This is a genomic window from Streptomyces sp. NBC_01288 (genome assembly GCF_035982055.1).
Taxonomy (GTDB): domain Bacteria; phylum Actinomycetota; class Actinomycetes; order Streptomycetales; family Streptomycetaceae; genus Streptomyces.
On the sequence record NZ_CP108427.1, the window covers coordinates 5,585,652 to 5,610,194 of the forward strand.

The 24,543-nt window shown below is 69.0% G+C and carries 32 protein-coding genes and 1 pseudogene; 26 read left to right on the forward strand and 7 right to left on the reverse strand.

The window, feature by feature from the left end; genetic code table 11:
• Positions 1 to 6: 6 nt before the first annotated feature.
• The 9 genes from OG194_RS25080 to OG194_RS25115 all read left to right on the forward strand — a co-directional run bounded on the left by OG194_RS25080 (position 7) and on the right by OG194_RS25115 (position 6,767).
• Entirely contained in the window at positions 7 to 1,128 is a 1,122-nt protein-coding gene (locus OG194_RS25080; protein WP_327403044.1) for a hypothetical protein, read from the forward strand.
• Positions 1,129 to 1,322: 194 nt separating this feature from the next.
• A complete protein-coding gene (locus OG194_RS25085; protein WP_327403045.1) occupies positions 1,323 to 2,069 on the forward strand; it encodes an LmeA family phospholipid-binding protein in 747 nt (248 codons plus the stop codon).
• Positions 2,070 to 2,268: 199 nt separating this feature from the next.
• Complete coding sequence (locus OG194_RS47670; RefSeq protein WP_366433785.1) at positions 2,269 to 2,352, forward strand: putative leader peptide; 84 nt, start codon at positions 2,269 to 2,271, stop codon at positions 2,350 to 2,352.
• Between the two features lie 113 nt (positions 2,353 to 2,465).
• Positions 2,466 to 3,305, forward strand: coding sequence for a sulfurtransferase (locus OG194_RS25090; protein WP_327403046.1), 840 nt, complete (start codon positions 2,466 to 2,468; stop codon positions 3,303 to 3,305).
• A gap of 42 nt (positions 3,306 to 3,347) precedes the next feature.
• Positions 3,348 to 3,635: a DUF1416 domain-containing protein gene (locus OG194_RS25095; RefSeq protein ID WP_019064558.1), complete on the forward strand. Its 288-nt coding sequence runs from the start codon at positions 3,348 to 3,350 to the stop codon at positions 3,633 to 3,635.
• A gap of 334 nt (positions 3,636 to 3,969) precedes the next feature.
• Entirely contained in the window at positions 3,970 to 4,230 is a 261-nt protein-coding gene (locus tag OG194_RS25100) for a DUF3099 domain-containing protein (protein ID WP_327403047.1), read from the forward strand.
• Positions 4,231 to 4,259: 29 nt separating this feature from the next.
• Positions 4,260 to 4,643, forward strand: a complete 384-nt coding sequence (locus OG194_RS25105) for a VOC family protein (protein ID WP_327403048.1) — start codon at positions 4,260 to 4,262, stop codon at positions 4,641 to 4,643.
• 247 nt (positions 4,644 to 4,890) lie between these two features.
• A complete protein-coding gene (locus OG194_RS25110) occupies positions 4,891 to 6,495 on the forward strand; it encodes an amidohydrolase family protein (protein ID WP_327403049.1) in 1,605 nt (534 codons plus the stop codon).
• A 125-nt stretch (positions 6,496 to 6,620) separates the two neighbouring features.
• Complete coding sequence (locus tag OG194_RS25115) at positions 6,621 to 6,767, forward strand: hypothetical protein (RefSeq protein ID WP_327403050.1); 147 nt, start codon at positions 6,621 to 6,623, stop codon at positions 6,765 to 6,767.
• A gap of 34 nt (positions 6,768 to 6,801) precedes the next feature.
• Here the strand turns inward: OG194_RS25115 and OG194_RS25120 are convergent, their stop codons facing one another.
• Positions 6,802 to 7,521, reverse strand: coding sequence for a TetR/AcrR family transcriptional regulator (locus tag OG194_RS25120; RefSeq protein ID WP_327403051.1), 720 nt, complete (start codon positions 7,519 to 7,521; stop codon positions 6,802 to 6,804).
• Positions 7,522 to 7,657: 136 nt separating this feature from the next.
• Here OG194_RS25120 and OG194_RS25125 point away from each other — a divergent pair, with 136 nt between their 5' ends.
• Positions 7,658 to 8,782: an FAD-dependent oxidoreductase gene (locus tag OG194_RS25125; RefSeq protein ID WP_327403052.1), complete on the forward strand. Its 1,125-nt coding sequence runs from the start codon at positions 7,658 to 7,660 to the stop codon at positions 8,780 to 8,782.
• A gap of 34 nt (positions 8,783 to 8,816) precedes the next feature.
• Here OG194_RS25125 and OG194_RS25130 read toward each other — a convergent pair whose 3' ends face one another.
• Together OG194_RS25130 and OG194_RS25135 are read right to left on the reverse strand one after the other, a co-directional pair.
• Positions 8,817 to 9,020, reverse strand: coding sequence for a hypothetical protein (locus OG194_RS25130; RefSeq protein ID WP_327403053.1), 204 nt, complete (start codon positions 9,018 to 9,020; stop codon positions 8,817 to 8,819).
• A gap of 62 nt (positions 9,021 to 9,082) precedes the next feature.
• Positions 9,083 to 9,448 (reverse strand): hypothetical protein, encoded by a 366-nt coding sequence (locus OG194_RS25135; RefSeq protein ID WP_327403054.1) that lies wholly within the window; start codon positions 9,446 to 9,448, stop codon positions 9,083 to 9,085.
• Between the two features lie 182 nt (positions 9,449 to 9,630).
• Between OG194_RS25135 and OG194_RS25140 the strand changes: the two genes are divergently transcribed.
• Both OG194_RS25140 and OG194_RS25145 read left to right on the forward strand, forming a co-directional pair.
• Complete coding sequence (locus tag OG194_RS25140) at positions 9,631 to 10,473, forward strand: helix-turn-helix domain-containing protein (RefSeq protein ID WP_327403055.1); 843 nt, start codon at positions 9,631 to 9,633, stop codon at positions 10,471 to 10,473.
• Entirely contained in the window at positions 10,455 to 10,658 is a 204-nt protein-coding gene (locus OG194_RS25145; RefSeq protein WP_327403056.1) for a DUF397 domain-containing protein, read from the forward strand. The genes OG194_RS25140 and OG194_RS25145 overlap by 19 nt, the downstream gene beginning before the upstream one ends.
• On the opposite strand, the gene OG194_RS25150 is transcribed toward OG194_RS25145, so the two are convergent.
• Positions 10,652 to 11,014 (reverse strand): DsrE family protein, encoded by a 363-nt coding sequence (locus OG194_RS25150; protein WP_033281308.1) that lies wholly within the window; start codon positions 11,012 to 11,014, stop codon positions 10,652 to 10,654. The two genes, OG194_RS25145 and OG194_RS25150, sit on opposite strands and share 7 nt — an antisense overlap.
• A 99-nt stretch (positions 11,015 to 11,113) precedes the next feature.
• On the opposite strand from OG194_RS25150, the gene OG194_RS25155 reads away from it, so the two are divergent.
• From OG194_RS25155 to ygfZ, 6 genes are all read left to right on the forward strand, one after another.
• Positions 11,114 to 11,914, forward strand: a complete 801-nt coding sequence (locus tag OG194_RS25155; RefSeq protein WP_327403057.1) for a hypothetical protein — start codon at positions 11,114 to 11,116, stop codon at positions 11,912 to 11,914.
• Entirely contained in the window at positions 11,911 to 12,729 is an 819-nt protein-coding gene (locus tag OG194_RS25160; RefSeq protein ID WP_327403058.1) for a hypothetical protein, read from the forward strand. The genes OG194_RS25155 and OG194_RS25160 overlap by 4 nt, the downstream gene beginning before the upstream one ends.
• Positions 12,730 to 13,019: 290 nt before the next feature.
• Entirely contained in the window at positions 13,020 to 13,886 is an 867-nt protein-coding gene (locus tag OG194_RS25165; protein WP_442811798.1) for a hypothetical protein, read from the forward strand.
• Positions 13,887 to 14,109: 223 nt separating this feature from the next.
• On the forward strand, positions 14,110 to 14,685 hold the full coding sequence (locus tag OG194_RS25170) for an FABP family protein (RefSeq protein WP_019062576.1): 576 nt from the start codon (positions 14,110 to 14,112) through the stop codon (positions 14,683 to 14,685).
• 15 nt (positions 14,686 to 14,700) lie between these two features.
• Complete coding sequence (locus tag OG194_RS25175) at positions 14,701 to 15,153, forward strand: Fur family transcriptional regulator (protein ID WP_327403060.1); 453 nt, start codon at positions 14,701 to 14,703, stop codon at positions 15,151 to 15,153.
• A gap of 10 nt (positions 15,154 to 15,163) precedes the next feature.
• Entirely contained in the window at positions 15,164 to 16,129 is a 966-nt protein-coding gene (gene ygfZ / locus OG194_RS25180) for a CAF17-like 4Fe-4S cluster assembly/insertion protein YgfZ (RefSeq protein WP_327403061.1), read from the forward strand.
• Here the strand turns inward: ygfZ and dtd are convergent.
• Positions 16,126 to 16,551, reverse strand: a complete 426-nt coding sequence (gene dtd, locus OG194_RS25185) for a D-aminoacyl-tRNA deacylase (RefSeq protein WP_327403062.1) — start codon at positions 16,549 to 16,551, stop codon at positions 16,126 to 16,128. The two genes, ygfZ and dtd, sit on opposite strands and share 4 nt — an antisense overlap.
• A gap of 159 nt (positions 16,552 to 16,710) precedes the next feature.
• Between dtd and OG194_RS25190 the strand changes: the two genes are divergently transcribed.
• The 4 genes from OG194_RS25190 to OG194_RS25205 all read left to right on the forward strand — a co-directional run bounded on the left by OG194_RS25190 (position 16,711) and on the right by OG194_RS25205 (position 21,153).
• Positions 16,711 to 17,313, forward strand: a complete 603-nt coding sequence (locus OG194_RS25190; RefSeq protein ID WP_327403063.1) for an RsiG family protein — start codon at positions 16,711 to 16,713, stop codon at positions 17,311 to 17,313.
• Positions 17,314 to 17,332: 19 nt separating this feature from the next.
• Positions 17,333 to 18,295 carry an asparaginase gene (locus OG194_RS25195; RefSeq protein ID WP_327403064.1) on the forward strand — a complete coding sequence of 321 codons (963 nt, stop codon included), beginning with the start codon at positions 17,333 to 17,335 and terminating at the stop codon, positions 18,293 to 18,295.
• Positions 18,296 to 18,749: 454 nt separating this feature from the next.
• A complete protein-coding gene (locus OG194_RS25200) occupies positions 18,750 to 20,009 on the forward strand; it encodes a GNAT family N-acetyltransferase (protein ID WP_327403065.1) in 1,260 nt (419 codons plus the stop codon).
• A 229-nt stretch (positions 20,010 to 20,238) separates the two neighbouring features.
• Positions 20,239 to 21,153, forward strand: coding sequence for a winged helix-turn-helix domain-containing protein (locus OG194_RS25205; RefSeq protein ID WP_327403066.1), 915 nt, complete (start codon positions 20,239 to 20,241; stop codon positions 21,151 to 21,153).
• A gap of 58 nt (positions 21,154 to 21,211) precedes the next feature.
• On the opposite strand, the gene OG194_RS25210 is transcribed toward OG194_RS25205, so the two are convergent.
• Positions 21,212 to 21,400, reverse strand: coding sequence for a hypothetical protein (locus OG194_RS25210; protein ID WP_327403067.1), 189 nt, complete (start codon positions 21,398 to 21,400; stop codon positions 21,212 to 21,214).
• Between the two features lie 156 nt (positions 21,401 to 21,556).
• Here OG194_RS25210 and OG194_RS25215 point away from each other — a divergent pair, with 156 nt between their 5' ends.
• Both OG194_RS25215 and OG194_RS25220 read left to right on the forward strand, forming a co-directional pair.
• A complete protein-coding gene (locus tag OG194_RS25215; protein ID WP_327403068.1) occupies positions 21,557 to 22,438 on the forward strand; it encodes a winged helix-turn-helix domain-containing protein in 882 nt (293 codons plus the stop codon).
• Positions 22,438 to 23,154, forward strand: coding sequence for an HAD family hydrolase (locus OG194_RS25220; RefSeq protein ID WP_327403069.1), 717 nt, complete (start codon positions 22,438 to 22,440; stop codon positions 23,152 to 23,154). Before OG194_RS25215 ends, OG194_RS25220 begins: the two co-directional genes overlap by 1 nt.
• Before the next feature lie 11 nt (positions 23,155 to 23,165).
• Here the strand turns inward: OG194_RS25220 and OG194_RS25225 are convergent, their stop codons facing one another.
• Positions 23,166 to 23,348 (reverse strand): hypothetical protein, encoded by a 183-nt coding sequence (locus OG194_RS25225; protein ID WP_327403070.1) that lies wholly within the window; start codon positions 23,346 to 23,348, stop codon positions 23,166 to 23,168.
• Positions 23,349 to 23,561: 213 nt separating this feature from the next.
• Here OG194_RS25225 and OG194_RS47675 point away from each other — a divergent pair.
• Positions 23,562 to 23,735 (forward strand): annotated as a pseudogene (locus OG194_RS47675) (GntR family transcriptional regulator); the annotation flags it as partial.
• Between the two features lie 111 nt (positions 23,736 to 23,846).
• Complete coding sequence (locus OG194_RS25230; protein ID WP_327403071.1) at positions 23,847 to 24,431, forward strand: hypothetical protein; 585 nt, start codon at positions 23,847 to 23,849, stop codon at positions 24,429 to 24,431.
• The last annotated feature ends 112 nt before the right edge of the window (positions 24,432 to 24,543 follow it).

Here is a 24,543-nt window from a genome sequence, read left to right on the forward strand (position 1 = left end):
GAAGCGATGAGCAACCAGCCGTACGAGGGCTATGGCGAGGGCTACGACCCCTACGCCCAGCAACAACAACAGCAGCAACAGCAGCCCCAGCAGGCACGGGCGCAGGCGTGGCCCGGGCATCAGCAGCAGGCGTACGACGATCCGCAGGCGGCCCAGCAGTACACCCAGCAGTGGCAGGGCCAGACCTGGGACACCCAGGTCCAGCAGACCAGACCCTCCGCGTCCGACCTGGCGTACTTCCCGCCGCAGAACTACCAGGCGGCACAGCAGAGTCACGACCCCTACGCCCAGCCCGCCGGACCTGAGGTCCCCGAGGCGCAGGCACCCGCCGCAGAGGGTTACGGCCCGCCCTCCCTCGCCGGCAACACCCGGATCACCGACGCCCAGCGGGCCCGCCTTGAGGGCCGTTCGCCGATCATCGAACCCGGGATGCAGCCGGCCGCCCTCACCGCCGTACTGGCGCTCCTCCTCTCCGTCACCGCGCAGGTCGGGTCCTACGCCCTCGTCGTACCGCTCGTCATTCTTCAGGCGGTGACGGCCGCGGGCTGGTTCCGGCTGAACGGGATGTGGCCTGCGCGGCAGGGCATCGCGCTGGCCTTCGCGGGCGCGCTCGTCGCGGACGTGGCGCTGCTCGCGGCCGGGCGGGAGAACGGTCCCGCCGCGATCCTGGGCACCCTGGGTGTCTGGGTCCTGCTCTCCCTCGTCATGCAGCTGCGCTCGCACGCCGACCCGGACACCCGGATCACGGGCCTGATGGCGACGGTCGCCTCGGCGGCCCTGGCCATCGTCGCGGCCGGTCACCTCGCGGCCGACCCGGACGCGGTGACGGTCGGCGCGGCCGCGGTCGCGGTGGCGGTCCTGGCCCGCGCGCTGCCGCTGCCGACCGTGGCGTCGGTCGTCGTGTCGCTGCTGGCCGCCGCGGGTGCGGGCATCGCCGTCGGCGGCATGACGGGCATGGGCGCGAAGGGCGCGCTGCTCGGCGCGGGCGCGGCGGTCTGCGCGCTGATCGGCCACCGGGTGGCGAGCTACGACTACCCGTCCCGCTTCGTCCACTTCACGGCCGGCGTGGCCCTCCCGCTCGCGGCGGCGGCCCCCGCGGTGTACCTGCTGGGACGGGCGCTCGTATAGCGCGGGCGGCCAAGTGCCGTGTCGTAGACGGTAGTTAAGAGAGCCCTGGTGGTTGTCCGAGGCAGTTAAGAGCACTGTCACAGCTGATCGACAATTTCGCGGTACACGCGTCCCGCAGGACTACTCTCGCGCTCGGCGGCCATTAGGTCGTCGTACCGCTTTCGTCGACGACCACCAGGTGGGGATCTCCGTACATGCGTGGGCTACGAATACTTCTGATCGTCGTGGTGATTCTGGGGGTCCTGTTCGTGGTCGTGGACCGGGTCGCGCTCCACTTCGCCGAGGAGGAGGCCGCGTCCAAGGTGAAGACCAGCGAGAACCTGGCCAGCACCCCCGACGTCTCCATCAAGGGCTTCCCCTTCCTCACCCAGGTCGCCTCCGGTGAGCTGGACGACGTGGAACTCGGCGTCGGCCAGTACGAGGCCCCGACCGGCAACACGAGCGCCTCCGGCGGCGCCACCACGATCCGGATCGACGACCTCAAGGCCGACATGAAGGACGTCAAGTTCTCCAGCGGCTACAGCTCCGCCACGGCGGCCAGCGCGACGGGCACCGCGAGCATCTCCTACGACCAGTTGCTCAAGGCCGCCAAGTCCGCGCCGACGAGCGTCTTCACCGGTGTCACGGCCCAGATCGTCAGCCTCTCCGACGGCGGCGACGGCAAGATCAAGGCCGACATGAAGGTCACGGTCACCGGGATCGGGACGACGACGTATCCGGTGCTCAGCACGGTCACCGTCGTGGGCAACACGGTGAAGGTGCACGCGGACAACCTGCCCAAGCTGGTCGTCGACCTCGCCGACTCCCGGATCCGCTCGATCACCGACTTCCAGCAGACGCTCGACCAACTGCCGGGCGGTGTGAAGCTGGACAGTGTGCAGGCCGCGAAGAGCGGTGTGGACATCAAGGTGAAGGGTTCGAACGTCAGGCTGGCCGGGTAGGTCGAGCTCCGGGTGGGCGGTGCCTGTCCGAGGGGCGAGACGGCGATGTCCGTACGGCAGGGGAATTAACGGCCGAGGGGCCCCGGATTCCCCGCCGTAGGGCCTCCAACGCCTCCCTCGTCTCACATCACGGACGATCGCGTCTCAAAATACGACACACCGGTGACATGCGCCGCGATCCGTCCCTACGATCGACCTCATGAAGCGCCAGGCGGACGACCTCACGAAGCGGCGGGCAGTGGACCTGTGCCGCGTCGCCGCCATGCTCTGTCGCACTTTCTGAGCGGAAGCGCAGGCTTCCGTCTTCCCCCGTGTCCCTGATCAGGGACACCCGCGCGAGCGCGCACCCTTTCTCTCACGCACCGCACCGCCGTATCTGCCCCGGAGGAGAAAAGCATGAGCCGCAGTGACGTCCTGGTCGACGCCGACTGGGTCGAGGCCAACCTCGACAACCCGAGCGTGGCCATCGTCGAGGTCGACGAGGACACGGCCGCGTACGAGAAGAACCACATCAAGAACGCGATCCGGATCGACTGGACGAAGGACCTCCAGGACCCGGTACGCCGTGACTTCGTCGACCAGGAGGGCTTCGAGAAGCTCCTGTCCGGCAAGGGCATCGGCAACGACACGCTGGTGATCCTCTACGGCGGCAACAACAACTGGTTCGCGTCGTACGCGTACTGGTACTTCAAGCTCTACGGCCACGACAACGTCAAGCTGCTCGACGGTGGCCGCAAGAAGTGGGAGCTGGACGCCCGCGAGCTGGTCGAGGAGGTCCCCGCGCGCGCCGAGACCTCCTACAAGGCGAAGCCGCAGAACACCGCGATCCGCGCGTTCCGCGACGACGTCGTGGCCGCCATCGGTGCGCAGAACCTGGTCGACGTCCGTTCGCCCGACGAGTTCAGCGGCAAGCTGCTCGCGCCGGCGCACCTTCCGCAGGAGCAGTCGCAGCGTCCGGGCCACGTCCCGTCCGCGCGCAACATCCCCTGGTCGAAGAACGCCAACGACGACGGCACCTTCAAGTCGGACGACGAGCTCAAGGAGCTCTACGCCGACGAGCAGGTCGACCTGGCGAAGGACACCATCGCGTACTGCCGTATCGGCGAGCGCTCGGCCCTGACCTGGTTCGTGCTGCACGAGCTGCTCGGTGTCGAGAACGTCAAGAACTACGACGGTTCCTGGACCGAGTACGGCAGCCTCGTCGGCGTCCCGATCGAGCTCGGCGCCAACAAGTAAGCCCCGACCAAGCCCAAGCCCTAACCCCCGTAAGGACAGACCATGTGTGGAGCGAAGGCCGGCGGCCCCGACGCCTCGACGATCAAGCCCGGTGAGACCACCATCCAGGGCCAGGTGACGCGCAACGGCGAGCCGGTGACGGGCTACGTCCGTCTCCTGGACTCGACCGGTGAGTTCACCGCGGAGGTCCCGACCTCCGCGACGGGCCAGTTCCGCTTCTACGCGGCCGAGGGCACCTGGACCGTCCGCGCCCTCGTCCCGGGCGCCACGGCCGACCGCACGGTGGTCGCCCAGACGGGCGGCCTGGCGGAGGTCGCGATCGCCGTCTGACGCTGCTGGCGAGTCCAGCGGGCCCGGGGTACCTACCCTGAAAAAGTGTGACACTTTCGCGAAAAGTGTCACACTTTTTTCAGGTGGGGGTGGGGGCCGCACCTGTGGAGTCGGCTCTGATGCGGGCCTACGCTGGAAGCATGCTGGCACGTCGCCGTCGCGTGGCCCCCTTTTTGATGCGCTCCTTGCACTGCTTCGCAGGCTGGGGAGCGCTGCGCCGGCCTCCGGCCGTCGGCGCTGCTGGGCCCGAGTCTGCGAAGCGGCTTTGATGCTGGCCGACGCTGGTGGGGCCGCATCTGTGGAGTCGGCATCCCTGCGGGCCTAGGCTGGAAGGATGCTGGCACGTCGTCGTCGCGTGTACTTCGTCATGATGGGCATCTGCATCGGACTCTTCGTCCTGGCCTGGGGAGTCGTGCGGATCTGGTCGGTGCCCGCGGCCGTGGGGATGTGTGTGGTCGCGATGCTGATCCCGCCGGTCGCCGCGATGGTCGCCAACCGGCGCGGCCCCGACGACCGTTGGTGGGACGACCCCTCCGGCGACCCCAAGTCCGACGAGTGGTGGGACGAACTGGACGGCAAGAAGCGCCGCCAGTAGGGCACGCGGCGAGCGGGTAGAGGGCGGGCATGTCGCCTACGAGACTGTCCACCGTGGTGCTCGACGCGCGGGACGCGCACGAACTGGCCGACTTCTACCTCCGCCTGCTCGGTTACGTGGTCCGGGCCGAGGAACCCGACTGGGTCCTGATCGGCCCGCCCGACGGCGGCACCGGCCTCTCCTTCCAGACCGAGCCGGAGTACGTCCCGCCGGTGTGGCCCACCCGCAACCCCGGCGAGCAGCAGATGATGCTGCATCTGGACATCCAGGTCGATGACTTGGAGGGCGAGGTCGAGCGGGCCGTACGCGAAGGGGCCACGCTCCACGATCACCAGCCGCAGGACGACGTACGCGTCCTGCTGGACCCGTCCGGCCACCCCTTCTGCCTGTGGCGACAGGAGCAGGGGGCGTGACCGAGGGACGTCACACGGCCGGGTCGTCGCCGATCCGGAGTTCGTTCACCCACCTGGTTCGGCGGTCCGGGGCGACTGTGCTTGCCCATGCGCCCGTTGTCCCTCTGCCCTGAGACCGCCCCCGGTGGTCCCAGCAACACCCCCACATCCACGGTCTGGCCGCACTGTCCTGCCGCCGCGTGTCCGCCAGAGTCGTGGGAGTCGGCGGACACGGCCGACGGACTCACCAGCAGGAGGGGGAAACAGCATGTCCGAAGCGACAGTTGGGGCACATCACGGTATGGCCCGACGGGGGTTCCTGACCGGGGCCGCCGCCGTGACGGGTGCGGCACTGACGAGCACGGCGGCCGTCGGCACGGCACGCGCGACCGGGACGACGACCGGGACCACGGCCGGAAACGGCACCGGCCCCGGCACCGGCCCGTTGGCGTTCACCAACGTCACCGTGATCGACGGATCGGGCGCGCCCCCGGCCCCCGGCATGACGGTCGTCGTCGAGGGCGGCCGCATCACCGCACTCGCCCCGAGCGCCCGCATCCGCCTCCGCCCCGGCACTCGCACGGTCGACCTGACCGGCAAGTACCTGATCCCGGGACTGATCGAGGCGCACACCCACAGCGACGGCCCGGAGTCGGTGGTGCCGGCGCTGTACGCCCTCACCGGCGTCACCACGGTCCGGGAGATGCGGGGCGAGCCGGTCCACCACGAGTGGCGCGAGAAGATCCGCAGCGGTGAACTGCTCGGCCCCCGCTGGGTGATCGGCAGCCCCATCGTCGACGGCACGCCCTCACTGTGGGCGGCCGACGTGGGCCCGACCATCGAGGTGGCCGACGCGGCCGAGGCCCGCCGTGCCGTACGGCGGGTCAAGCGCGAGGGCGCGGACTTCGTCAAGGTGTACTCCCGCCTGTCCCGCGAGGCCTACTTCGCCATCGCGGACGAGGCCCGCCGCCAGGGCATCCCCCACCTCGGGCACTGCCCCGACACCGTACGGATCGCGGAGGCGAGCGCCGCCGGCCACCGCACCATCGAGCACCTGCACGCGCTGCTCCTGGCGACCTCACGGCACGAGAAGGAGATACGGCGCCTCCTGGACGCGGTACGGATCGACCCGCGCGACCCCAACAGCCTGTCCCGGTACCGCAGTTGGTTCCAGCAGGTGCATCCCCTGGAATGGCGGGCGGTGCGGGGCTACGACCGCGACCGGGCGGACGCCCTCTTCCGGAGTCTGGCGGCGCACGGAACCGCGGTCGTCCCCACGCTCAGCGTGCACCGCACGCTGGAGCTGCCCGACGAGGTTCCGACCCGGGCCGAGGAGTGGAAGTACCTGCCCGCCTGGCAGGTGGAGGGCTGGCCGGACCAGCTGGCGGACCTGACCGGCGGTCGCACCCCCGAGCAGGCCCGGCAGATCCGGCAGATCTTCGCGCACCGGCTCCGGCTGGTCCGCGAACTGCACGGCGCGGGTGTGCGGCTGGCGGCGGGCACCGACACCGGCACGGGATATCTCGTCCCGGGCTTCGCCCTCCACGACGAACTGGCGCTGCTCGTCACGGCCGGCCTCACCCCGGGCGAGGTGCTGCGCGCGGCCACGTCGGACGCGGCCCGCACCCTCGGCCTGCCCGCCGTCGGCACCGTGGCCCTCGGACAGGCCGCCGATCTGCTCGTCCTCGACGCGGATCCGCTGCGCGACATCCGCAACACCCGCCGCGTCCACGGCGTGGTCGTCGACGGCAGGTGGATCCCGCCGGAGGAACGACGCCGGCTGCTCACGGCGGTGGAACAGGCCGCCGCGACCACCCCGCCGCCCGAGGATGGGGCGGCCATGACGGGCTGCGGTTGCGGCGGACATCCCTGACAGCCCCGCCCGACCGTCCCCCTGACAGCCGTTCGACTACGGCCGCAGGCCTGCTCAGGTCGTAGCGATGATCGCCATCAGCAGGCCGCCGATGCACATCTCGGTGAGCGGGTAGGGGGGCGGGCATGTCGCCTACGAGACCGTCCACCGTGTTGCTTGACGCGCGGGACGCGCATGAGCCGGCCGGCTTCTACCTCCGCCTCCTCGGGTACGTGATCCGCGCCGAGGAACCCGACCGGGTCCTCATCGGCCCGCCCGACGGCGGCACGTGACCGAAGGCGTCACGCGGTCACCGCACACCCCAGGTCAACCGGATGCGGGCCGCAGGTTGTTCATGAGCAGGCCGAGGGTGAACTCGAAGCGGTCGGGGCCGGTGCCGGAGATCAGCTCGGCGGCATGGCGTCGGGTCTGCGGGAACTCCTCGGCAGGCAGCGCGGTGAAGCGGTCCAGCAACTCCTCGTGGCTGAGCACCCATTCCGGATCCTCCTGCCGGCGCCGTTGCCGGACCAGCGACTGTTCCAGTGCGTAGGCGCTGACGTAGAGGGACAGCGCGTCGCGGGCCCATCCGGCCGTCCTCGGTTCGATGCCGCCCGCGAGCAGGATCGCCAGGATTCCCTCGCCGACCCGCAGCGTGTCCAGGCTGGTCGGCACCATGGCCAGCGCGGCGCGCGAGACTCCGGGGTACTTCAGGTACAGGTCGCGGATCTGCGTGTACACCCCGAGCAGTTGCTCGCGCCAGGCGGCCGGGTCGGGTTCGGGGAGCACGACCTCGGCGTAGAGCCTGCCGATCAGCAGGTCGTCGATGTCGTCCTTGTTGACGATGTGCGCGTACAGCGACGACGGGCCGGTGCCGAGCACGGCGGCGACCCGGCGGATGGTCAGCGCGTCGTACCCCTCGGTGGCGACGACTTCCAGGGCGGCGTCGGTGATCCGCTCGACGGTGATCGGCTTCTTGCGGGCTGCGCGGCGTTGGCGGGGATCGCGGGGATCGCGGGGATCGCGGGGATCGCGGGGATCGGCTGACATGCCGACCACCTTACCTTGACACGAACTTAGTTCGTTCAGTAGAACTTAGATCGTCAGAACGAACTAAGTTCGTCAGTCAGGCGAATCTGGTTCGGCGAACCAGATTCGTGGCGGGTCGATTTTCCGGAGGTGTGTGATGAGAGTTTCCGTAGTCGGAGCCGGTCTGGGAGGCCTCGCTCTCGCGCAGGGTCTGCGTGGTGCGGGCATCGAAACCGACGTGTTCGAGCGCGACCCGGGGATCGTCGCCCGGTTCCAGGGCTACCGACTCGTGCTGAACCCGACCGGTTTCCGGGCGGTGCGCGACTGCCTGCCGACGCGCTGGCACCCGCTGCTGGACGAGATCGTCATGGACGCCTCCGCCGAGCAGCTGATCCTGGACCCGAAGCTGAACGAGATCGGCAGGCTCGGCGCGGGCCGGACCGGCATCGTGGTCGACCGGCAGGTGCTGCGACACCTGTTGCTGACGGGCCTCACCGTGCACACCGACGCCGCGCTGACCGGCTACGACGTGCTGGCCGACGGCACTGTCCAAGCCCGGTTCGCGCATCGCGACCCGGCCACCGCCGACCTGCTCGTCGGCGCGGACGGCGTCACCTCGGCGGTTCGCGGGGTGCTGTCGCCGCGGACCACCCCGACCGACACCGGCGTCCGGTTCGTCATCGGCCGCACCCCGCTGACCGACGAGTTCGCCGGCCTGTCCAAGGCGTACGGCTCGAAGATCGCGGGCGACGGCGTCAGCCTGCTGCTCGGCGCGATGCGCTTCCGTACCCCGCCGAAGCAGGCCGCCGAGCGACTGGCCCCCGAGGTCATGCTGCCCGACATCGGCGACTACGTGCGCTGGGCCATGATCCTGCCGTCGAACGGCTCGCTGGAGGAGCTGACCGCGCAGGACGCCGTGCTGTCCAGGATGGACGGCTGGCACCCCGAGCTGCGCGCGCTGATCGAGCAGGCCGACCCGGACAACACCGCGCTGCTGTCCATCCGGGTGGTCAAGCCCGGTGAGCGCTGGGCGTCCGGCCCGGTCACGCTGCTGGGCGACGCGATCCACGCGACCTCCCCGACCGGGGGCAACGGCGCGAACACCGCGCTGCGCGACGCCGACCTGCTGCGCCGCCGCCTGATCGATGCCGACGAAGGCCGCCGGGATCTGCTCGGCGCGGTCGGCGACTACGAGCGGCAGATGTTCGAGTACGGCGCGGAGGCCGTGCGCAGCAGTCTTGAGAAGCTGCCCGCGTTCGCCCCCGGAGCGAAACTGTCCTGAGGCGTTCCGGGTGTTGGTGTGGACGCCTACGCACTCACGTCGTCGCGATGATCGCCATCAGCAGGCCGCCGATGCACATCGCGGTGAGCGCCCCGGTCCAGAAGGCGTCCTCGCGCAGGGCCCGGGGTGCGCGGAACCGTCGGCGGCGCCGGGTGGGTGCGGGTGCAGGTGTGGCTGCGGGTGGTGGTGCCGGGGGCTCCTGCTGTCGTACGACGGGCAAGGGCGGTGCGGGTGGCATGAGCGGGGGTGGTACCGCCTGGGCCGGGGGGACCTGGATCAGCTGGTGAGGGCGGGGACGGTTCATACGGGGTGGGCCTCGCTGCGGTGTTTGCGGAGCAGGACGTTCGCGTCGGTCTCGGCGCTGTAGTCACGCGCGGTGCGTGCCGCCGTCCGGACCTCGGCCAGTTCCGCGCAGCCGGCGCACCCCGGGGCCGGCTGCGGCGGTACGGCCACCAGGAACGGGGCGTCGGTCCGTGCGCGGTAGTTCGCGGCACGGACCCCGGCGCTGATGCGCTCCGCGTCCGTGGCCGGGCGGAGTGACCCCGGGTCGGCCTGCCATTCGCGCCCACCGCCGACCGGACGCAACAGGGCGTAGGGCCCTGCCTTGTCCTGGTACTCGCCGACCGTGCCGGTGGCCGGGTCGTAGAGCAGCGTTCCGGGTTCCATCGGCGCCTCCTCCTCTTCCTCTTTGGGTAACTTCCATACAGAATGCGACAGTTGCACTACTCTGTGCATTCCTGGGTGTGTTACGAGGATGGCCCAGGGCGGAGGCGAACGCAGCGCCAACGGGCTCAACTTCCGTGCCTGGCGCGTCAAATTCCACAAATTCCACAGCACGGGAGGTTGAGATGCCGCAACGGGTGGCTGTCACGGCGCTGAGCCATGAGCCCAGGAAGCGGTTTGCCGAGGAACTGGTGAGGTTGAGGCGTGAACGGGGCCTGAGTCTGCGGGAGTTGGGGAAGGCGTTGGGGTGGGACGCGTCGCAGTTCGGGAAGATGGAGCGTGGCGGCACGCTGGGTGGGCCCGAGGTCGTACAGGCGTTGGACCAGTACTACGGGACGGCGCCGCTGCTACTCACCTTGTGGGAGTTGGCAGTTGGTGACCCGACGCAGTTCAAGGAGCAGTACCGGCGGTACATGATGCTGGAGGCCGAGGCGGTCAGCATGTGGCACTACGCCGTGAGCGCCCCGCCAGGTTTGCTCCAGACGGACGGGTACGTGAGGGAGTCCCTCGCGGCAGGTGGGCTCCGAGGCGAAGAGCTGGAGCAACAGGTCGAAGCGCGCGTGCGGCGACGGAAGTTGCTGGAGGGCGATGATGCGCCGCCGTTCCGCACCATCATGTCCGAGGCGGTCCTGCGCATGGAGTTGCGCGACAAGCGGGCCTGGCGTGAGCAGTTGGAGTTCCTGGCGGAAGTTGCGGAGCGCCCGAACGTCACGCCTTACATCCTGCCGTTCAGCGCTGGACTGCACGGCCTGACGAACACCGACACCATGTTCTTGAGGCTGCTCGACGGCCGTACCGTGGCTTACACGGAGAACGATGTGCGTGGGGAACTGATCGAAGAAACCGAACGGGTTGAGCGGCTGCAACGTGCATATGATGCGGTACGCGACCTGGCGCTGCCCCCGGCCGAGTCGCGGTCGTTCGTCCTGCGGATGTTGGAGGAAGTGCCGTGCGAGCCATCGACCTGAGCAACGTCACGTGGCGGAAGAGCAGTTACAGCAACACCGACGGCGGCCAGTGCGTCGAGTTCGCCCCCAACCTCCTCCCCCTCGTCCCCGTCCGCGACAGCAAGAACCCCACCCACGGCACCCTGCTCTTCGGCGCGGACGCCTGGGCGGAGTTCGTAGGCTCGGTCAAGGGACAGGCTCAGTAGACCAACGCCTGCGTACCGTCGGCCATAACCTCCTGCACGAACACCTGCGCCCCGGCGATCCGAACCCCCTCGATGACATCCTTCTCGGAGATGTCCCGGCGGGCCGCGCACTGCGTGCACAGGGTGACGCGGCCGGCCGCCAGGATCGAGTCGATCAGGTCGGGCAGCGGCGCGGCATGCGGGAGTTCGAACTCGGCGGCGCGGCCCGGCAGGGCGAACCACGCGGACTCACCGGTGAGCCAGAGCGAGACGTCCACTCCGCTGGCCACGGCGACCGCGGCCACCGTGAACGCCTGTGAGCAGCGTTCGGGGGCGTCGGCTCCTGCCGTCACCTTGATCACGAGCTTCTTCGACATGACCGAATCGTAATCAACTCCCTTACAACTCCCTGCGTTGGCCATGGGTCTCCTGTGCGCGCATATGGAATGCGCACGTCATGTTCCGTGGGGGACGTTTTGGAAGTACCCGAAGAATCCATCGAAGAAGTACCCGCGCCGGAGCCGGAGTCGGGCCCGGAACGGGAGCCGGAGTCGGGGCCCGCGCCCCGCCCGCGCCGCCGGGGCCGTACCACCCTCCTCATCGCCGTCGCCGCCGTGCTGGGTGTCGTAGCCGGTACCTGTACGGGTTTCCTCGTGCAGGCGAACCGCGCACCCGACGCGCTGCCCTCGCTCTCGCAGACCACGCTCGTCCAGGCGAAGGGGCCGGCGCCGGAGCCGTTGTCCGCCGCCCAGGACCGTGAGGTCAAGGTCGACGGCGACCTGCGCAAGCTGCTGTTGAAGAGGCCGAGCGGGGCGCGGGACGCGGACTACACCACCGGGGAGGACGGGTGGCTGGACCTGGCCGGATACGCGGAGATGTACGACAGGCCGGCCAACGCCTTCCCTGAGCTCGTCGCCGACGAGTTCCGCCGCGCGGCTGTCGCGAACTGGCGGGAGGGCAGCTCGCTCTACGTCGAGATCCGGCTCGTGCAGTACCGGCAGCAGGACCAGCTTGTCGTCGCCGACTCCGCGAGCAGCGCCTACACCTACGCCGAGAACAAGCCCCACACCGACAGCTGGCCCATCCCGGGCACCGGTGACGGGATGGCGTACGTCCACAACTCGCCGGACCGCGAGGCCGGTTACACGGATGTCTACAACGCCGACGCGCACGCCTGGCGCGGTGACATCGAGATGGAGATCTGGGTCTCCTCCGGGAGCCCCGTCCCCAAGAAGAAGATCATGGATCTGGCCAAGCGGCAGATGGAGCGGCTGTGACCATCGAGAACCCCGAACCGGTCGACAGTTCCGAGGAGTTGCCTCCGGATGCCGTCAAGAAGCCGGTGCGCAAGGGCCGTATCGCGGCGATCGCCGGGGTGGTGCTGCTGAGCCTCGCCGTGGTCGGCGGGGTCGGGTACACCGTCGTGACCGTGAACGGCGCGGACCGGGACGCGGGCGACACCGTATGGACGTTCCCGAAGGTGTCCGAGGAGAAGGCGACGGGCACGGCGAAGGCGACCGGGCTCGCCGCGGCGCTCGTGCCGTACGCCCTCGACGACGGGTGGAGCGAGGGGCCCGACATCGCGCAGTACGGCTATGACGCCGCGTTCACCGGGGCGCAGGCGACGGCGCTGCGCAAGGAGGCGCTGAAGGAACTCCCGCTCAAGCAGCGCAAGCCGTTGGAGAAGGAGATCGACAAGCAGCACACCAAGGGCCTGGCGATGCGCAGTTACGTCAGCACCAACCAGCAGTCGACCGGCTACACGGACAAGGCGGCGACGGTGAACATCGTGCTGTCCCAGATCGGGGACACGGCGGCGGTACGGAGCGCGTCCCGCTTCCAGAACGAGTTCCTCGACGCCCTGGGCGTCTTCCGCCCCGGCCCGACGATCAAGGGCTACAAGAACGCCGAGTGCTTCCTCTCCCCGAAGGACACCGAGGAGAAGATCGACTCGATCTTCTGCTCCGCCTACCAGGGCGAGGTCCTGGTCACCCTCACGGCGGAATCCTCCAAGCCCATGCAGACCTCCGCCATCGCGCACCTGCTCAAGGACCAACTCGACCGCATCAAGGACCCGGGGGAGGCGGTATGACCGACCAGCAGCAGGACACGACACCCAGGGAGCCCGCCCTGCCCCCGCCCTCCGCCGACTCCTCGACCGCGTCGACGACACCGGAGCGCACGGCCGCCCCGACGGCTCCGTCGGCTCCGTCGGCTCCGGAGTCTTCGGTGGTTCCGCCGGCTTCGGAGTCCTCTGCTGTGACACCGGCGGCCTTCGAGGCCCCGGCTGTACCGGCAGACACGGAGCCTCTGGCTGTTCCGGCTGCCGCCGAGCCTCCGGCGGTCCCGGCGGCGGCCTCCGCCGAGGTTCCGGTCGGCACGGTGGTCGCACAGCCCCCGCTCAGCCCGGACGCTCACGAAGCCCCGCCCCTTCCGGCCCTTCCGCCCGCCACGGAACCGCTCATCCCGCTCACTCCCGCCAAGAAAGACCGTCGCGTCCTGCGTGCGGTTCTTCGGTGGGGTGCCGCCGTCGTGGTGTTCGCCGTGGTCGGGGCCGGGACGGCGTACGGGATCACCGACATGAAGCGGACGGACGTGCCCGGGCTCGGGACGGCTTCGGACGGGCGGTGGGACTATCCCGTGCTCAGCAAGCCGCCGCTGCCGGCGGGCAGCCCGGGGCCGTTCGCCGAGGCCAACACCGCTGAGGTCCATTTCGCGGATCTGCGGGCGCTGGTGCTGCCGGCACCGAAGGGGGCCACCGGGGACAAGGCACTCGACGGCAGTGACGGCTGGCTGGCCACGAAGACGTTCCTCGCCGAGCTCTCGTCCGGCGACGACCGGACCGAACTCGCGCAGAAGCTGACCGACGACGGCCTGCGGCACATCGCGGCGCGCGGCTGGACCACCCCGGACGGCACGCACACCCGGATCTACCTGCTCCAGTTCGACACGGCGACGGTCGCCGACGGCATGGTCGGGGGAAACCTGGGCGGATACGCGGCCCCCACCTACCCGGTGCACGGCGCCGACAGCTACGAGCCGGACGACGACTTCCCGGACGCGGCAAAGATCACGGACGTCTCGCTCGTCCCGTACACCGAGGCGAAACCGTACGGCCCCGAACAGATCCGGCTGGCGTTCCTCACGGCCGGCGACACCGTCGCGATGATCGTGCAGTCGAGGAAGGGCGAGGCGAACGGCATCCCGTTCCAGCAGACGGTGACGCTCCAGAGCCAGCTGCTCGGCTAGCCGCACCTCGCAGAGAAGGCCGGGCCCCAGCCGCGTAAGCTGGGGCCCGGCCTTATGCACATGTACACGCATCGCAGCACGCTCATCCGAGGAGCACCCGTGGAGATCTTCTTCGAAACCCTGCTGGTCCTGGTCTGCGTCGGCGTCCTCGCCTTCGCCGGACTGAGCGTGAAGAAGCTGTACCAGGGCCAGCGCTGACCCCCACCGAGGAACTGCTGACGTCATGATCGAGATTCCGTCCGACCTCCACAAGGACCTGGTTCCCCTCGTCTTCCTGCTCGGCGAGTGGGCCGGCGCGGGCGTGCACGACTTCCCCGGCTCCGAGAAGTGCAACTTCGGCCAGGAGGTCTCCTTCACGCACGACGGCCGCGACTTCCTGGAGTACCGCTCCCACACCTGGGTCCTGGACAACGACGGCAACAAGGTCCGCCCCCTGGAGACCGAGTCCGGCTTCTGGCGCATCGACGCCGACCGCAAGGTCGAGGTCACGATGACCCGCGACGACGGCGTCGTCGAGATCTGGTACGGCGAACTCGCCAAGCAGAAGCCCCAGATCGACCTGGTCACGGACGCCGTCGCCCGCACCGCCGCCTCCGGCCCCTACACCGGCGGCAAGCGCCTCTACGGCTACGTCAAGAGCGACCTCATGTGGGTCGGCGAGAAGCAGACCCCCGAGGTCGAACTCCGCCCCTACATGTCCGCGCACCTGAAGAAGATCGTCACCCCGGACGACGTCGAACGCTGGGCGAAGGCCCTCCCGGACGACATGCCGGACGACGGGATCGCTTTCTTCAAGTAGTCCTACACTTCCAGTGTGGTGAGCACCGACTGGAAGAGTGACCTCAGGCAGCGCGGCTACCGGCTGACGCCGCAGCGACAGCTCGTGCTCGAAGCCGTGGACACCCTGGAGCACGCGACCCCCGACGACATTCTCGGCGAAGTACGGAAGACCGCGTCGGGGGTCAACATCTCCACCGTGTACCGGACCCTGGAACTCCTGGAGGAGCTCCAGCTGGTCAGCCACGCGCATCTCGGGCACGGGGCGCCGACGTACCACCTCGCGGACCGGCACCATCACATCCATCTGGTCTGCCGTGACTGCACGAACGTCATCGAGGCCGATGTCGAGGTGGCCGCCGAGTTCCGGGCCAAGCTGCGGGACACGTTCGGCTTCGAGACCGACATGAAGCACTTCGCGATCTTCGGCCGTTGCAAGGACTGCACGGGCAAGAGCGCGACCGCTAAGACTTCAACTACCGAGTCGTAGGCTTACCCGTATGAAGAGCCCCCTGTTGTCCCTGCCCGGCGCCGTCCCCGCCGAAGGAGTGGACGAAGGCGTCGCCGCCCACTACGGCGACCTGTTCCGTGAGCAGCGCACCCTCGCCGACGGCACCGGTTTCGTGGACCTCTCGCACCGCGGGGTCGTCGCCGTCACCGGTGACGACCGGCTGAGCTGGCTGCACCTCCTGCTCACCCAGCACGTCAGCGACCTCCCCACCGGCGTCGCCACCGAGGCCCTGATCCTCTCCGCGCACGGCCACATCGAGCACGCCCTGTACCTCGTCGACGACGGCACCACGGTGTGGATGCACACCGAACCGGACACCCAGGAGGCGCTGATCGCCTACCTGGAGTCGATGAAGTTCTTCTACCGCGTCGAAGTCACCGACCGCACAAGCGAGTTCGCGGTGGTGTACGTCCCCGCCGGCTCCATCGCCGAGGTCCCGGCCGGCGCCGTCGTACGCGAGACGCCGTACGGCCGCGATCTCTTCCTCCCGCGCGAGGACCTGGAGTCGTACGCCGAGAAGGCGGGCCCCCCGGCCGGGATCCTCGCCTACGAGGCGCTGCGCGTCGAGCACCACCGTCCGCGCCTCGGCTTCGAGACCGACCACCGCACCATCCCGCACGAGCTGGGCTGGATCGGTACGGCGGTGCATCTCCAGAAGGGCTGCTACCGCGGCCAGGAGACGGTGGCCCGGGTGCAGAATCTGGGCAAGCCGCCGCGCCGCCTGGTCTTCCTCCACCTCGACGGCAGCGAGGTCCATCTCCCGGGCCACGGCACGGAGTTGAGGCTCGCGGAGGAGGGCGCGGAGGGCCGCAAGATCGGCTTCATCACGACCTCCGTACGCCACCACGAGCTGGGGCCGATCGCGCTCGCGCTGGTGAAGCGGAACGTGCCGTTGGACGCGCCCTTGCTGGCCGACACGACGGCGGCGGCGCAGGAAGTGGTCGTAGAGCCCTAGAGGTCCACGACCACGGTGAACGGGCCGTCGTTCGTGAGGGAGACGCGCATCTGGGCGCCGAAGCGGCCCGTCGCCACCGTGGCGCCCAGCGAACGGAGTTGGGCCACGACCTCGTCGACCAGCGGCTCCGCGATGTCGCCGGGGGCGGCCGCGTTCCAGGTGGGGCGGCGGCCCTTGCGGGCGTCGCCGTAGAGCGTGAACTGGCTGATGACGAGGAGCGGGGCGTCGATGTCGCTGCACGACTTCTCGTCGTGGAGCATGCGGATCGACCAGAGTTTGCGGGCCAGTTGGGCCGCTTTCTCCTTGGTGTCCTCGTGGGTGACGCCGACGAGGACGCACAGGCCCTCGCCCTCGATCGCCCCGACCGTCTCGCCGTCGACCACGACGTTCGCGCTGTCCACTCGCTGCACCACTGCTCGCATGGCCCCCATGATGCCGTGCGGAAGAGAACGGCTCCCGGCAGGCCTATTTTTGATCCTTAACCCCCCATCTGGGGCCGTTCGGGGGCACTCGGTCACATAGCGGCCACCGGGGGTGGCACGATGCTGTCCACACGCCGGTCGAGGGGACGGTTCAGGCACATGAGCACACCGAGTACCGGGCAGCCCCACGGGCCTGTCTCGCTGATCCGCGCGGGAGGACCGGCCACGCGCCGCCCGCCCGCGCAGCGCGTCGACAGCCCGCTGCTGCCCGCCGAACCGCCCGCACCCGACCTGACCGCGCTACGGCTCCCGGAGCTGCGCGCGGTGCGCCGCGACGCCCAGCGCGACGAGGCCGACCTGAGCTACGTACGACGGCTCCTCCAGGGCCGTATCGACATCCTGCGGGCCGAACTGGCCCGGCGCTCCCCGGCGGGCGCGGCCTCGGTGGTGGACCGTCTCTCGGAGATCCTCACCGACGCCCCCGCCCGGCACCGCTCCTCGGCCCGGCACGTCACGCTGGGCACGCCGCACAGCGAGGAGTACCGGCTGCTGGCCGCGGAGATGCTCGCCGAGGTCGAACTGTCCGACCTGGAGGCCCGCACCGACCTGGAGCTGACCACGGCGATGGGCCGCCTGGTCCGGTACGAACAGCAGGTGTCCCGGCGCCGTCAGCTGCTCCAACACACGGCCGACGGCTGTAGCGCGGAGATCGCCCGCCGGTACCGTGAGGGAGAGGCACAGGTGGACGACCTGCTGTTGTGAGTGACGTGAGGGGCCCGATGTGACGGCTGAGGGTACGGAGACTGTCGACGGGGCCCCTCCGGTGCTGGCGGAGGTGGTCCGCTCCGGCTTCGTCGAGAGCCGGCACCGGGGCAGCCTGGTGGTTCTGGCGGCGGACGGTTCGGTGGAACTGGCCCTGGGTGACGTGACGACCCCCGTCTTCCCCCGCTCCTCCAACAAGCCGATGCAGGCGGCGGGTGTCCTGCGCGCGGGCCTCGACCTCACCGGCGAACGCCTCGCGATCGCCGCCGCGAGCCATTCCGGCGAACTCTTCCACCGCGATCTGGTACGCCGACTCCTCTCCGAACACGGCCTGGACGCGGGCCGGTTGCAGTGCCCGCCGGATCTCCCCCTCGACCCCGTCGAGCAGGAGACGTACCTGGCCTCGGGCGCCGTGCGCGATCGCGTCGCCATGAACTGCTCCGGCAAGCACACGGCGATGCTGGCGGCGGCGGCGCTGCGGGGCTGGCCGCTGGATTCGTACCTGGACCCCGACCACCCCCTCCAAAAACTTATCCACAGGGTTGTGGAGGAAGTGTCGGGCGAGCGGGTGGCGGCCGTGGGCACGGACGGCTGCGGCGCCCCGTTGATGGCGATCAGCCTGACGGGCCTGGCCCGCGCCTTCCGTTTCTTCGTCCTGGCCGCCCCGGGTTCGGCGGAACGCCGGGTCGCCGACGCGATGCGGGCCCACCCCGAGTACGTCGCCGGCACCCGCCGCCCCGACACGTGGCTGATGCGCGCGGTACCGGGCCTGCTGTCGAAGATGGGCGCGGAGGCGGTCCAGGCGGTCGCCCTACCGGACGGGCGGGCGCTGGCGTTCAAGGTGGAGGACGGGGCGGGGCGGGCGTTGGGGCCGGTGCTGCGACGGGCCCTGGACCTGATGGACGTACCGACCGGGGAGCTCGGGAGGGCGGCTGTGTTGGGTGGGGGGCGTGAGGTGGGGGAGATCCGGGCGGTGTTCTAGGGAGCCGGGGCCGGGGTCGGGCCACTCGCTTCTCGGCCAGTGTCGGGCTTCCACGGCCCGTTTCGGAAGCGAGCGAGCGGCCCGGAGGAACGGGTGGCCAAGGTGGGGAGGGACGCGTTCGCGTCTCGCCAGCACGCCGGGTCGGCTCAGCGGCCAGCGGTGGGTGGGTGGTTGCTGGAAGCTGTAGGTAAATCTAACCACTGTCGCAGGCTTTGACTGGTTAGAAATAACCCCAGCTTCCAGAGGGTCCCGGGTGGGGGAGCGTGCTTGTGCCGCCCGTTCACTCTTTCAGCGAGGTCGGCCCCACTCAGCCCGTCCGGCGTTTGAGGACGAGGCCGTCCAGGCCGAAGCAGGGGTCTGGGGGCGGCAGCCCCCAGGGATGGGACGGGTAGGGGCGGCGGGGGCGAGAAAAATCCCCGAGACACCCCGCCGCTCGTACACCTAGCGTGATCCCATGACCAGTCACCCCCAGGATCTCGCCGTCCGCCCCGTCACAGAGCCCGAGATCCCCGACTGGATCCGCGCCCTGAACACCGGTTTCCTGCGCACCCCGGACGTCTCGGACGAAGAGATCGCCGACCGCGGCAGTTACATCGACACGTCCCGCACTCTCGGCGCCTTCGACGGCAACCGCTGCGTGGCGACCTTCCGCTCCTTCCCCCAGGAACTGACGGCGGTAGGTGGCAGACCGGTCCCCGCGGACGCCATCTCGAACGTCACCGTCACCGCCACCCACCGCCGCCGAGGCCTGCTGACCCGCATGATGACCCAGGACCTCGCCGCGGCGAAGGAGCGCGGCGACGTCGTGGCCACCCTCATCGCCGCCGAGTACCGGATCTACGGCCGCTACGGCTTCGGCCCCGCCACAACGGCGACCCAGTGGGACATCGACGTGACGAGGGCCGGCCTGGACCCCCGCTGGTCGGCCCCGGAGGACGGCGGCCGTATCGACCTGGTGGACGCCGAGGACGTGCGCAAGCTCGGCCCCGAACTGCACGAGCGCCTGCGCCGCACCCAGCCCGGCGCGGTCAACCGCGACGACCGCTGGTGGCAGGTCACCACGGGCGCCGTACGCCTGGAGCACGCGCCGTGGACGGAGCCGTTCTACGCCGTCTACCGCGCGCCGGACGGCGAGGTGCAGGGCCTGGCCACATACGGCTGCGACGACACATGGACCGACGCCAAGCAGCCGCAGGACACGGCCACCGTGAAGAAGCTGATCGCGACCACCCCGGCCGCCGAGCGCGCCCTGTGGCACCACATCTGCTCCATCGACTGGGTGACCAAGGTGAAGTCGGGCTGGCGTGCCCCCGACGACCTGCTGCCCCTCCTGCTGCCGGACCCGCGCGCGGCGACGATCACGACACAGGCGGACTGGCTGTGGGTGCGGGTCCTGGACGTCGTACGGGCCATGGAGGCGCGGTCGTACGAGGGGGAGGGCACGTTGGTGTTCGAGGTGGTCGACGGGGCCGGGCTCGCCGGCGGGCGCTACCGGTTGGAGGCGTCGGCGCAGGGCGCGTCCTGCACGCCGACCACGGAGAGCGCCGAACTCACGCTGGATGTGCGGGAGTTGGGGACGCTGTGGCTGGGTGACGAGTCCGCCGTGCGGCTCGCGGCGCTGGGCCGGGTGCGGGAAGAACGAGCGGGCGCCGCCCGTGTGGCCGACGCCCTGCTGCGTACGTCCAGGCGGCCATGGTGCCCGGACATCTTCTGATCCTGAACGACCTTTCCGCTGGTGCCTGTTGATGGACTGGACTCATCCGTAGCTGTTCAGTTGTGGGTTTGGTGCCGGCCGCCGGGCTCTCGGCTCCCCTCCAGGAGAGAGACCCAGGCGGCCAAGTCAGTCAAGTTGGTGACCAACTCTCTTCTAGTTATCTCCTCTTGGGTACGTCTCATAACCACCTTTCCTTGAACTGCCCAAAGATGGCGGGAAGTTGTAGTGTTTGGTCGTGGACCCGGAACACGCCACCGTCAATGGACGGACGAGGTCACCACGGCCGGAGTGGTCACACCGTGAGCTGGCCGACGAGCTGCGCACCCGGATCAGGTCCGGTGTACTGCGGCCCGGCCAGCGCATGCCCACCCAGGCCAAGCTGGCGGACGAGTTCGGCATGGAGCGCGGGGCCGTACGACAGGCGCTGCGCATCCTCCAGTCCGAGCGGCTGCTCACCAACGTGTCCAAGGGCAGCCCGGCGACCGTGGCCCCCGACCTCAACCTGGCCCTGACCGGCCCCGGAGCCCCGCCGCAGCCCACGATGGTCGGCCTGGGACCGCGCATTTCGGAGGCCTTCGCGCAGCCGCACGTAGAGATAGAGGCCCTCTGCCTGACCGCGGTCTCGCTCACGCTGGCCGTCGGCGAACCGCTCCGTCAGATCCACGCCGGACGTCTGAAACCGGCCACGGTCGACGTCCGGGTGCTGCTGCCGAGCAGCGACATCGACCTCGCCTTCCCCTCCCGCGTGGACGCCCCGGCCGACAGCCGGCTGCAACGCCGCTGGCTGGCCCAACGCAACGCCCAGGGACAGGTGTTGAAGCACAACCTGCTCGCGTTACGCGCGACGCACGGCATCGACGTGCACATCACGTTCCGCGCGCTGCCCTTCACCCCGCCCGTGAAGCTGTACCTGCTCAACGGCTCGGAGGCGCTCTTCGCCTACTACACGCTGACCAAGGGCGAGGCGGAGATCGGCCACGAGCAGGTGGAGATGTACGACGCGGAGGGCACCCAGTCGATGCTGTTCGCCTTCGACCAGAGCGCGGGACTGCGGGACACGACGTTCGTGGAACAGTCGCACCTGTGGTTCAACGCACTGTGGGAGACGATCAGTTCGGAACTCACGCTGACACCCACGAGCTGATCGCCTCCCGCAGTGGCTGACCTGATGTGACCTTGGGGGCGGCCTTCGGGTCGTACGGTCACAGGGCCGGTCCGGTGACCAGCAGGGCCAGGACGACGGCCCCGATGGAGCTGATGGCCGGGCTCTTGGCCTTGATGCCGATGGAGAGCAACAGCAGGCCGATGATCCCGGTGGCGCCGAACTTCCACTGGACGATCTGCTCGAAGCCGACGACGAAGACGGCGGAGAGGAGGGCGATGGCAGGCACGGTGGTTCCCCCTTCGGGCTGTGGAAGCAAAACTTCCACCAACTTGGAGAAGTTGGCAGCCAACTCTGCTTAAGTTGTTCCCAATTGGTACCTACTCACACCTACTTACAATCAGGTTCCAAACAACTCCCCATAGATGGGGCAGAGTTATACCGTTTGGTCGTGACCCAGGAGAACGTGGCAGTGAACGGCAGCAGAAGCTTCTCGCCCCAGGAGATCGCCGACGCCCTACGCGACCGCATCCGCACCGGCGACCTCAAGGCGGGAGACCGCCTGCCCACCCAGGCCGACCTGGCGGAGGAGTTCGGGGTCGAACGAGGCGCCGTACGCCAGGCACTCCGCCTCCTCCAGGAGGCGGGCCTCCTGACCAACGTGAGCAAGGGGAGCCCGCCACGGATCGCGGAGCCGCCGACGCCGTTGCGGGGGGAACCCCAGCCGACGATGGTCGGCCTGGCCCCGCGGCTGACAGAAGCCTTCTCCTCGCCGAACGTCAACATAGACGTCGTGTGCCACACCGCCGAGACCCTGATGGTGGCCATCGGCGAACCCCTCCGCCAGATCCACGAGGGCCGCCTGCGCCCCGAGTCGATCACGGTCCGCATCCTCGTGCCCTCCAGGGAGATCACCCTCGCGTTCCCGGTCCCGGTCGACGGCGACGCCGAGGACAACTCGGTCCACCAACGCTGGCTGGCGATGCGCAACGCCCAGGGCCAGGTGCTCCAGCACAACCTGCTCTCCCTGAGAGCCACGCACGGCATGGACGTCAAGGTCACGTTCCGGGCGCTCCCTTTCACCCCGCCGGTGAAGCTCTACCTCCTCAACGGCCAGGAGGCGCTGCTCGGTTACTACTTGCTGACGCGGCGGGAGGAGGAGTACGGCAACCAGACCCTGGACATGTACGACGCCCTCGGCGCCAAGTCCCTCCTCTTTTCCTTCCTCCGGCAGACCGGCGAGCGGGACGCGGCGTTCGTGGATCAATCGCAGCTGTGGTTCGACGCCCTCTGGGAAACCATCACGACGGACCTGACACTCTCCTAGTGACTCCTGATACAGCACAGACCGATGACAAGACCGGCAACCTCCGCGAGTTGATCACTCCGGCGCGAGTCGTGCTGTGGGATTTCGACGGCCCGATCTGCCGGCTGTTCGCGGGGCGCAAGGCGGAGCAGGTGGCTCGCGATCTCATGGCCTGGCTCAAGGGGCAAGGCCTGCACGGGTTGCTGACGCAGTCCGAACGAGAGTCCCTGGACCCGCACATCGTGCTGCGTTCCATCGACGCCCGGCGCCCCGACAGTGACCTGGTGACGGAACTGGAGAAACGTCTGACCATTGAGGAGGTGAAGGCCGCATCCTCGGCCATGCCCACCGCCTACGCCGACCCACTGATCCGTACCTGGAAAGCGGTCGGTTCTCGGCTGGCGATCACCACGAACAACTCCCCCCGGGCGGTGCGCGAGTACCTGGAGGGCCGCGGTCTCGTCTCCTGTTTCTCCCCTCACATATACGGCCGCATACGGGACCTGCAACGCCTCAAGCCCGACCCGCACTGTCTCAACCGAGCGTTGAAAGCGATGGGGACGGCCCCCTCCTCCGCCCTCATGATCGGCGACTCCGTCACGGACTTCGAAGCCGCACGCGAGGCCGGTGTCCCGTTCCTGGGCTACGCGGGTGACGCGGAGCCGCTGCGCAGGGCTGGTGCGGAGACGGTTGTCGACTCGTTCGACCAGTTGCTGAAGGTCGTGCAGGGCGGCTGACTGAGTGCGACTCAGCTCGGGATCATGAGCAGGAGCAGGATGACGGCACCCACCGAGGCGCATGTCGAGTTGCGGGCCCGGAGTCCGATGCTCAGCAGCAGCAGGGCCACGATGCCCATGGCGCCATAGCGCCACTGCACGATCTGCTCGAAGCCGATGCGCAGTATCGAAAGGGCTATCTCCAGTAGCGGCATGGTTCCCACCGTCCCCCTTGTGTCTCGTCAACGCCCCGTCCAATTGGACTGGTTGACTTGGATTGGACTTTCCCGTTTGGGGTGGTCTCTAATCTTCAGTCCAATGGGTTGGCCTGTTTGGCTGAAAGTGGTGTGATCCGGCCGTGAAAGCGGTAGGTTCGATCCGTGACTACCTCGGGACATGCGGAAAGCGGAGGCAAGGGATCCACGCGTGTGGAGACCGCTCTTCGGGAGCAACTGGAGAGCGGGGCCTTCGTTTACAAACAACTCCTTCCGCCACAGCGGGAGCTGGCGGAGGAGTATGGCGTCAGCCGGGACACCGTCCAGCGGGTTCTGCGCAAGTTGACCGAGGAGGGCTGGCTCGAATCCCGGCAGGGCAGTGGCGTCAGAGTCGTGAAGGTCCCTCGAACCCGGCTCACGGAAGCTCGTCCTGGGTCGCGGGGGCGGGTGTCGCTCGGGCCCCTGATCAGTCGGGCCTTCGAGCAGGCCGAGGTGTCCTTGGATGTCGCCTCGCTCACCTCCGAGACGCTGCTCAGGCACCTCAAGAACCAGGAGGAGCGGGTGGTCGCCAAGGAGATCGACCCGCGGAAACTGAGCATCCGCATGCTCCTGCCGGGAGAAGGGCAGCGGCTGGCCTACCCCAGTGCCGAGGATCCGGACGACGCCCGGATTTGGGAGCGATGGCGGGGCATGGTGCAGGATCACTGTGCCGAGCTGGCCGAACTCGCCGTCAGATTGCGGGACATGGGAGTTGACACCGAGATCGAGATCCAACGGATCCCGATGACACCGCAGTTCAAGCTGTATGTACTCAATGACTCGGACATGCTGTTCGGCCCCTACGAGGTGATCCGGCGCCCGATCACGCTCAAGGGTGTTGACGGGTCACGACAGGGCAAGCCCGTGGCCGCATTTGATGTGCTCGGCGCGGGTTCGACTCTCTCGTACCACCGCTGGGAGGATGACGAGGAATCGCACGACTCCCTCTTCTTCGCGAGTATGAGGGACTGGTTCAGGTCGAACTGGGAGTGCTGGGCAGATCCTCAACTTCGATCCGAAGGTACATCCGACGAGACGCCCTGATGAAGCCAGGAGGAGCTGGCGGATACCGGCAGTGATCGGAGGTTGTCCAAATAGTGACACGGCGTGAAGACGGTCATGGCGCGTAGTAGCCTCCGCCCATGTCGTCCCCTCT

Bases quoted from the DNA above. Each gene is read 5' to 3' on its own strand.
- OG194_RS25080 (WP_327403044.1), top strand. From the start codon at position 7: ATGAGCAACCAGCCGTACGAGGGCTATGGCGAGGGCTACGACCCCTAC.
- OG194_RS25085 (WP_327403045.1), top strand. From the start codon at position 1,323: ATGCGTGGGCTACGAATACTTCTGATCGTCGTGGTGATTCTGGGGGTC.
- OG194_RS47670 (WP_366433785.1), top strand. From the start codon at position 2,269: ATGAAGCGCCAGGCGGACGACCTCACGAAGCGGCGGGCAGTGGACCTG.
- OG194_RS25090 (WP_327403046.1), top strand. From the start codon at position 2,466: ATGAGCCGCAGTGACGTCCTGGTCGACGCCGACTGGGTCGAGGCCAAC.
- OG194_RS25095 (WP_019064558.1), top strand. From the start codon at position 3,348: ATGTGTGGAGCGAAGGCCGGCGGCCCCGACGCCTCGACGATCAAGCCC.
- OG194_RS25100 (WP_327403047.1), top strand. From the start codon at position 3,970: ATGCTGGCACGTCGTCGTCGCGTGTACTTCGTCATGATGGGCATCTGC.
- OG194_RS25105 (WP_327403048.1), top strand. From the start codon at position 4,260: ATGTCGCCTACGAGACTGTCCACCGTGGTGCTCGACGCGCGGGACGCG.
- OG194_RS25110 (WP_327403049.1), top strand. From the start codon at position 4,891: ATGTCCGAAGCGACAGTTGGGGCACATCACGGTATGGCCCGACGGGGG.
- OG194_RS25115 (WP_327403050.1), top strand. From the start codon at position 6,621: ATGTCGCCTACGAGACCGTCCACCGTGTTGCTTGACGCGCGGGACGCG.
- OG194_RS25120 (WP_327403051.1), bottom strand. From the start codon at position 7,521: ATGTCAGCCGATCCCCGCGATCCCCGCGATCCCCGCGATCCCCGCGAT.
- OG194_RS25125 (WP_327403052.1), top strand. From the start codon at position 7,658: ATGAGAGTTTCCGTAGTCGGAGCCGGTCTGGGAGGCCTCGCTCTCGCG.
- OG194_RS25130 (WP_327403053.1), bottom strand. From the start codon at position 9,020: ATGCCACCCGCACCGCCCTTGCCCGTCGTACGACAGCAGGAGCCCCCG.
- OG194_RS25135 (WP_327403054.1), bottom strand. From the start codon at position 9,448: ATGGAACCCGGAACGCTGCTCTACGACCCGGCCACCGGCACGGTCGGC.
- OG194_RS25140 (WP_327403055.1), top strand. From the start codon at position 9,631: ATGCCGCAACGGGTGGCTGTCACGGCGCTGAGCCATGAGCCCAGGAAG.
- OG194_RS25150 (WP_033281308.1), bottom strand. From the start codon at position 11,014: ATGTCGAAGAAGCTCGTGATCAAGGTGACGGCAGGAGCCGACGCCCCC.
- OG194_RS25170 (WP_019062576.1), top strand. From the start codon at position 14,110: ATGATCGAGATTCCGTCCGACCTCCACAAGGACCTGGTTCCCCTCGTC.
- ygfZ (WP_327403061.1), top strand. From the start codon at position 15,164: ATGAAGAGCCCCCTGTTGTCCCTGCCCGGCGCCGTCCCCGCCGAAGGA.
- dtd (WP_327403062.1), bottom strand. From the start codon at position 16,551: ATGCGAGCAGTGGTGCAGCGAGTGGACAGCGCGAACGTCGTGGTCGAC.
- OG194_RS25190 (WP_327403063.1), top strand. From the start codon at position 16,711: ATGAGCACACCGAGTACCGGGCAGCCCCACGGGCCTGTCTCGCTGATC.
- OG194_RS25200 (WP_327403065.1), top strand. From the start codon at position 18,750: ATGACCAGTCACCCCCAGGATCTCGCCGTCCGCCCCGTCACAGAGCCC.
- OG194_RS25225 (WP_327403070.1), bottom strand. From the start codon at position 23,348: ATGCCGCTACTGGAGATAGCCCTTTCGATACTGCGCATCGGCTTCGAG.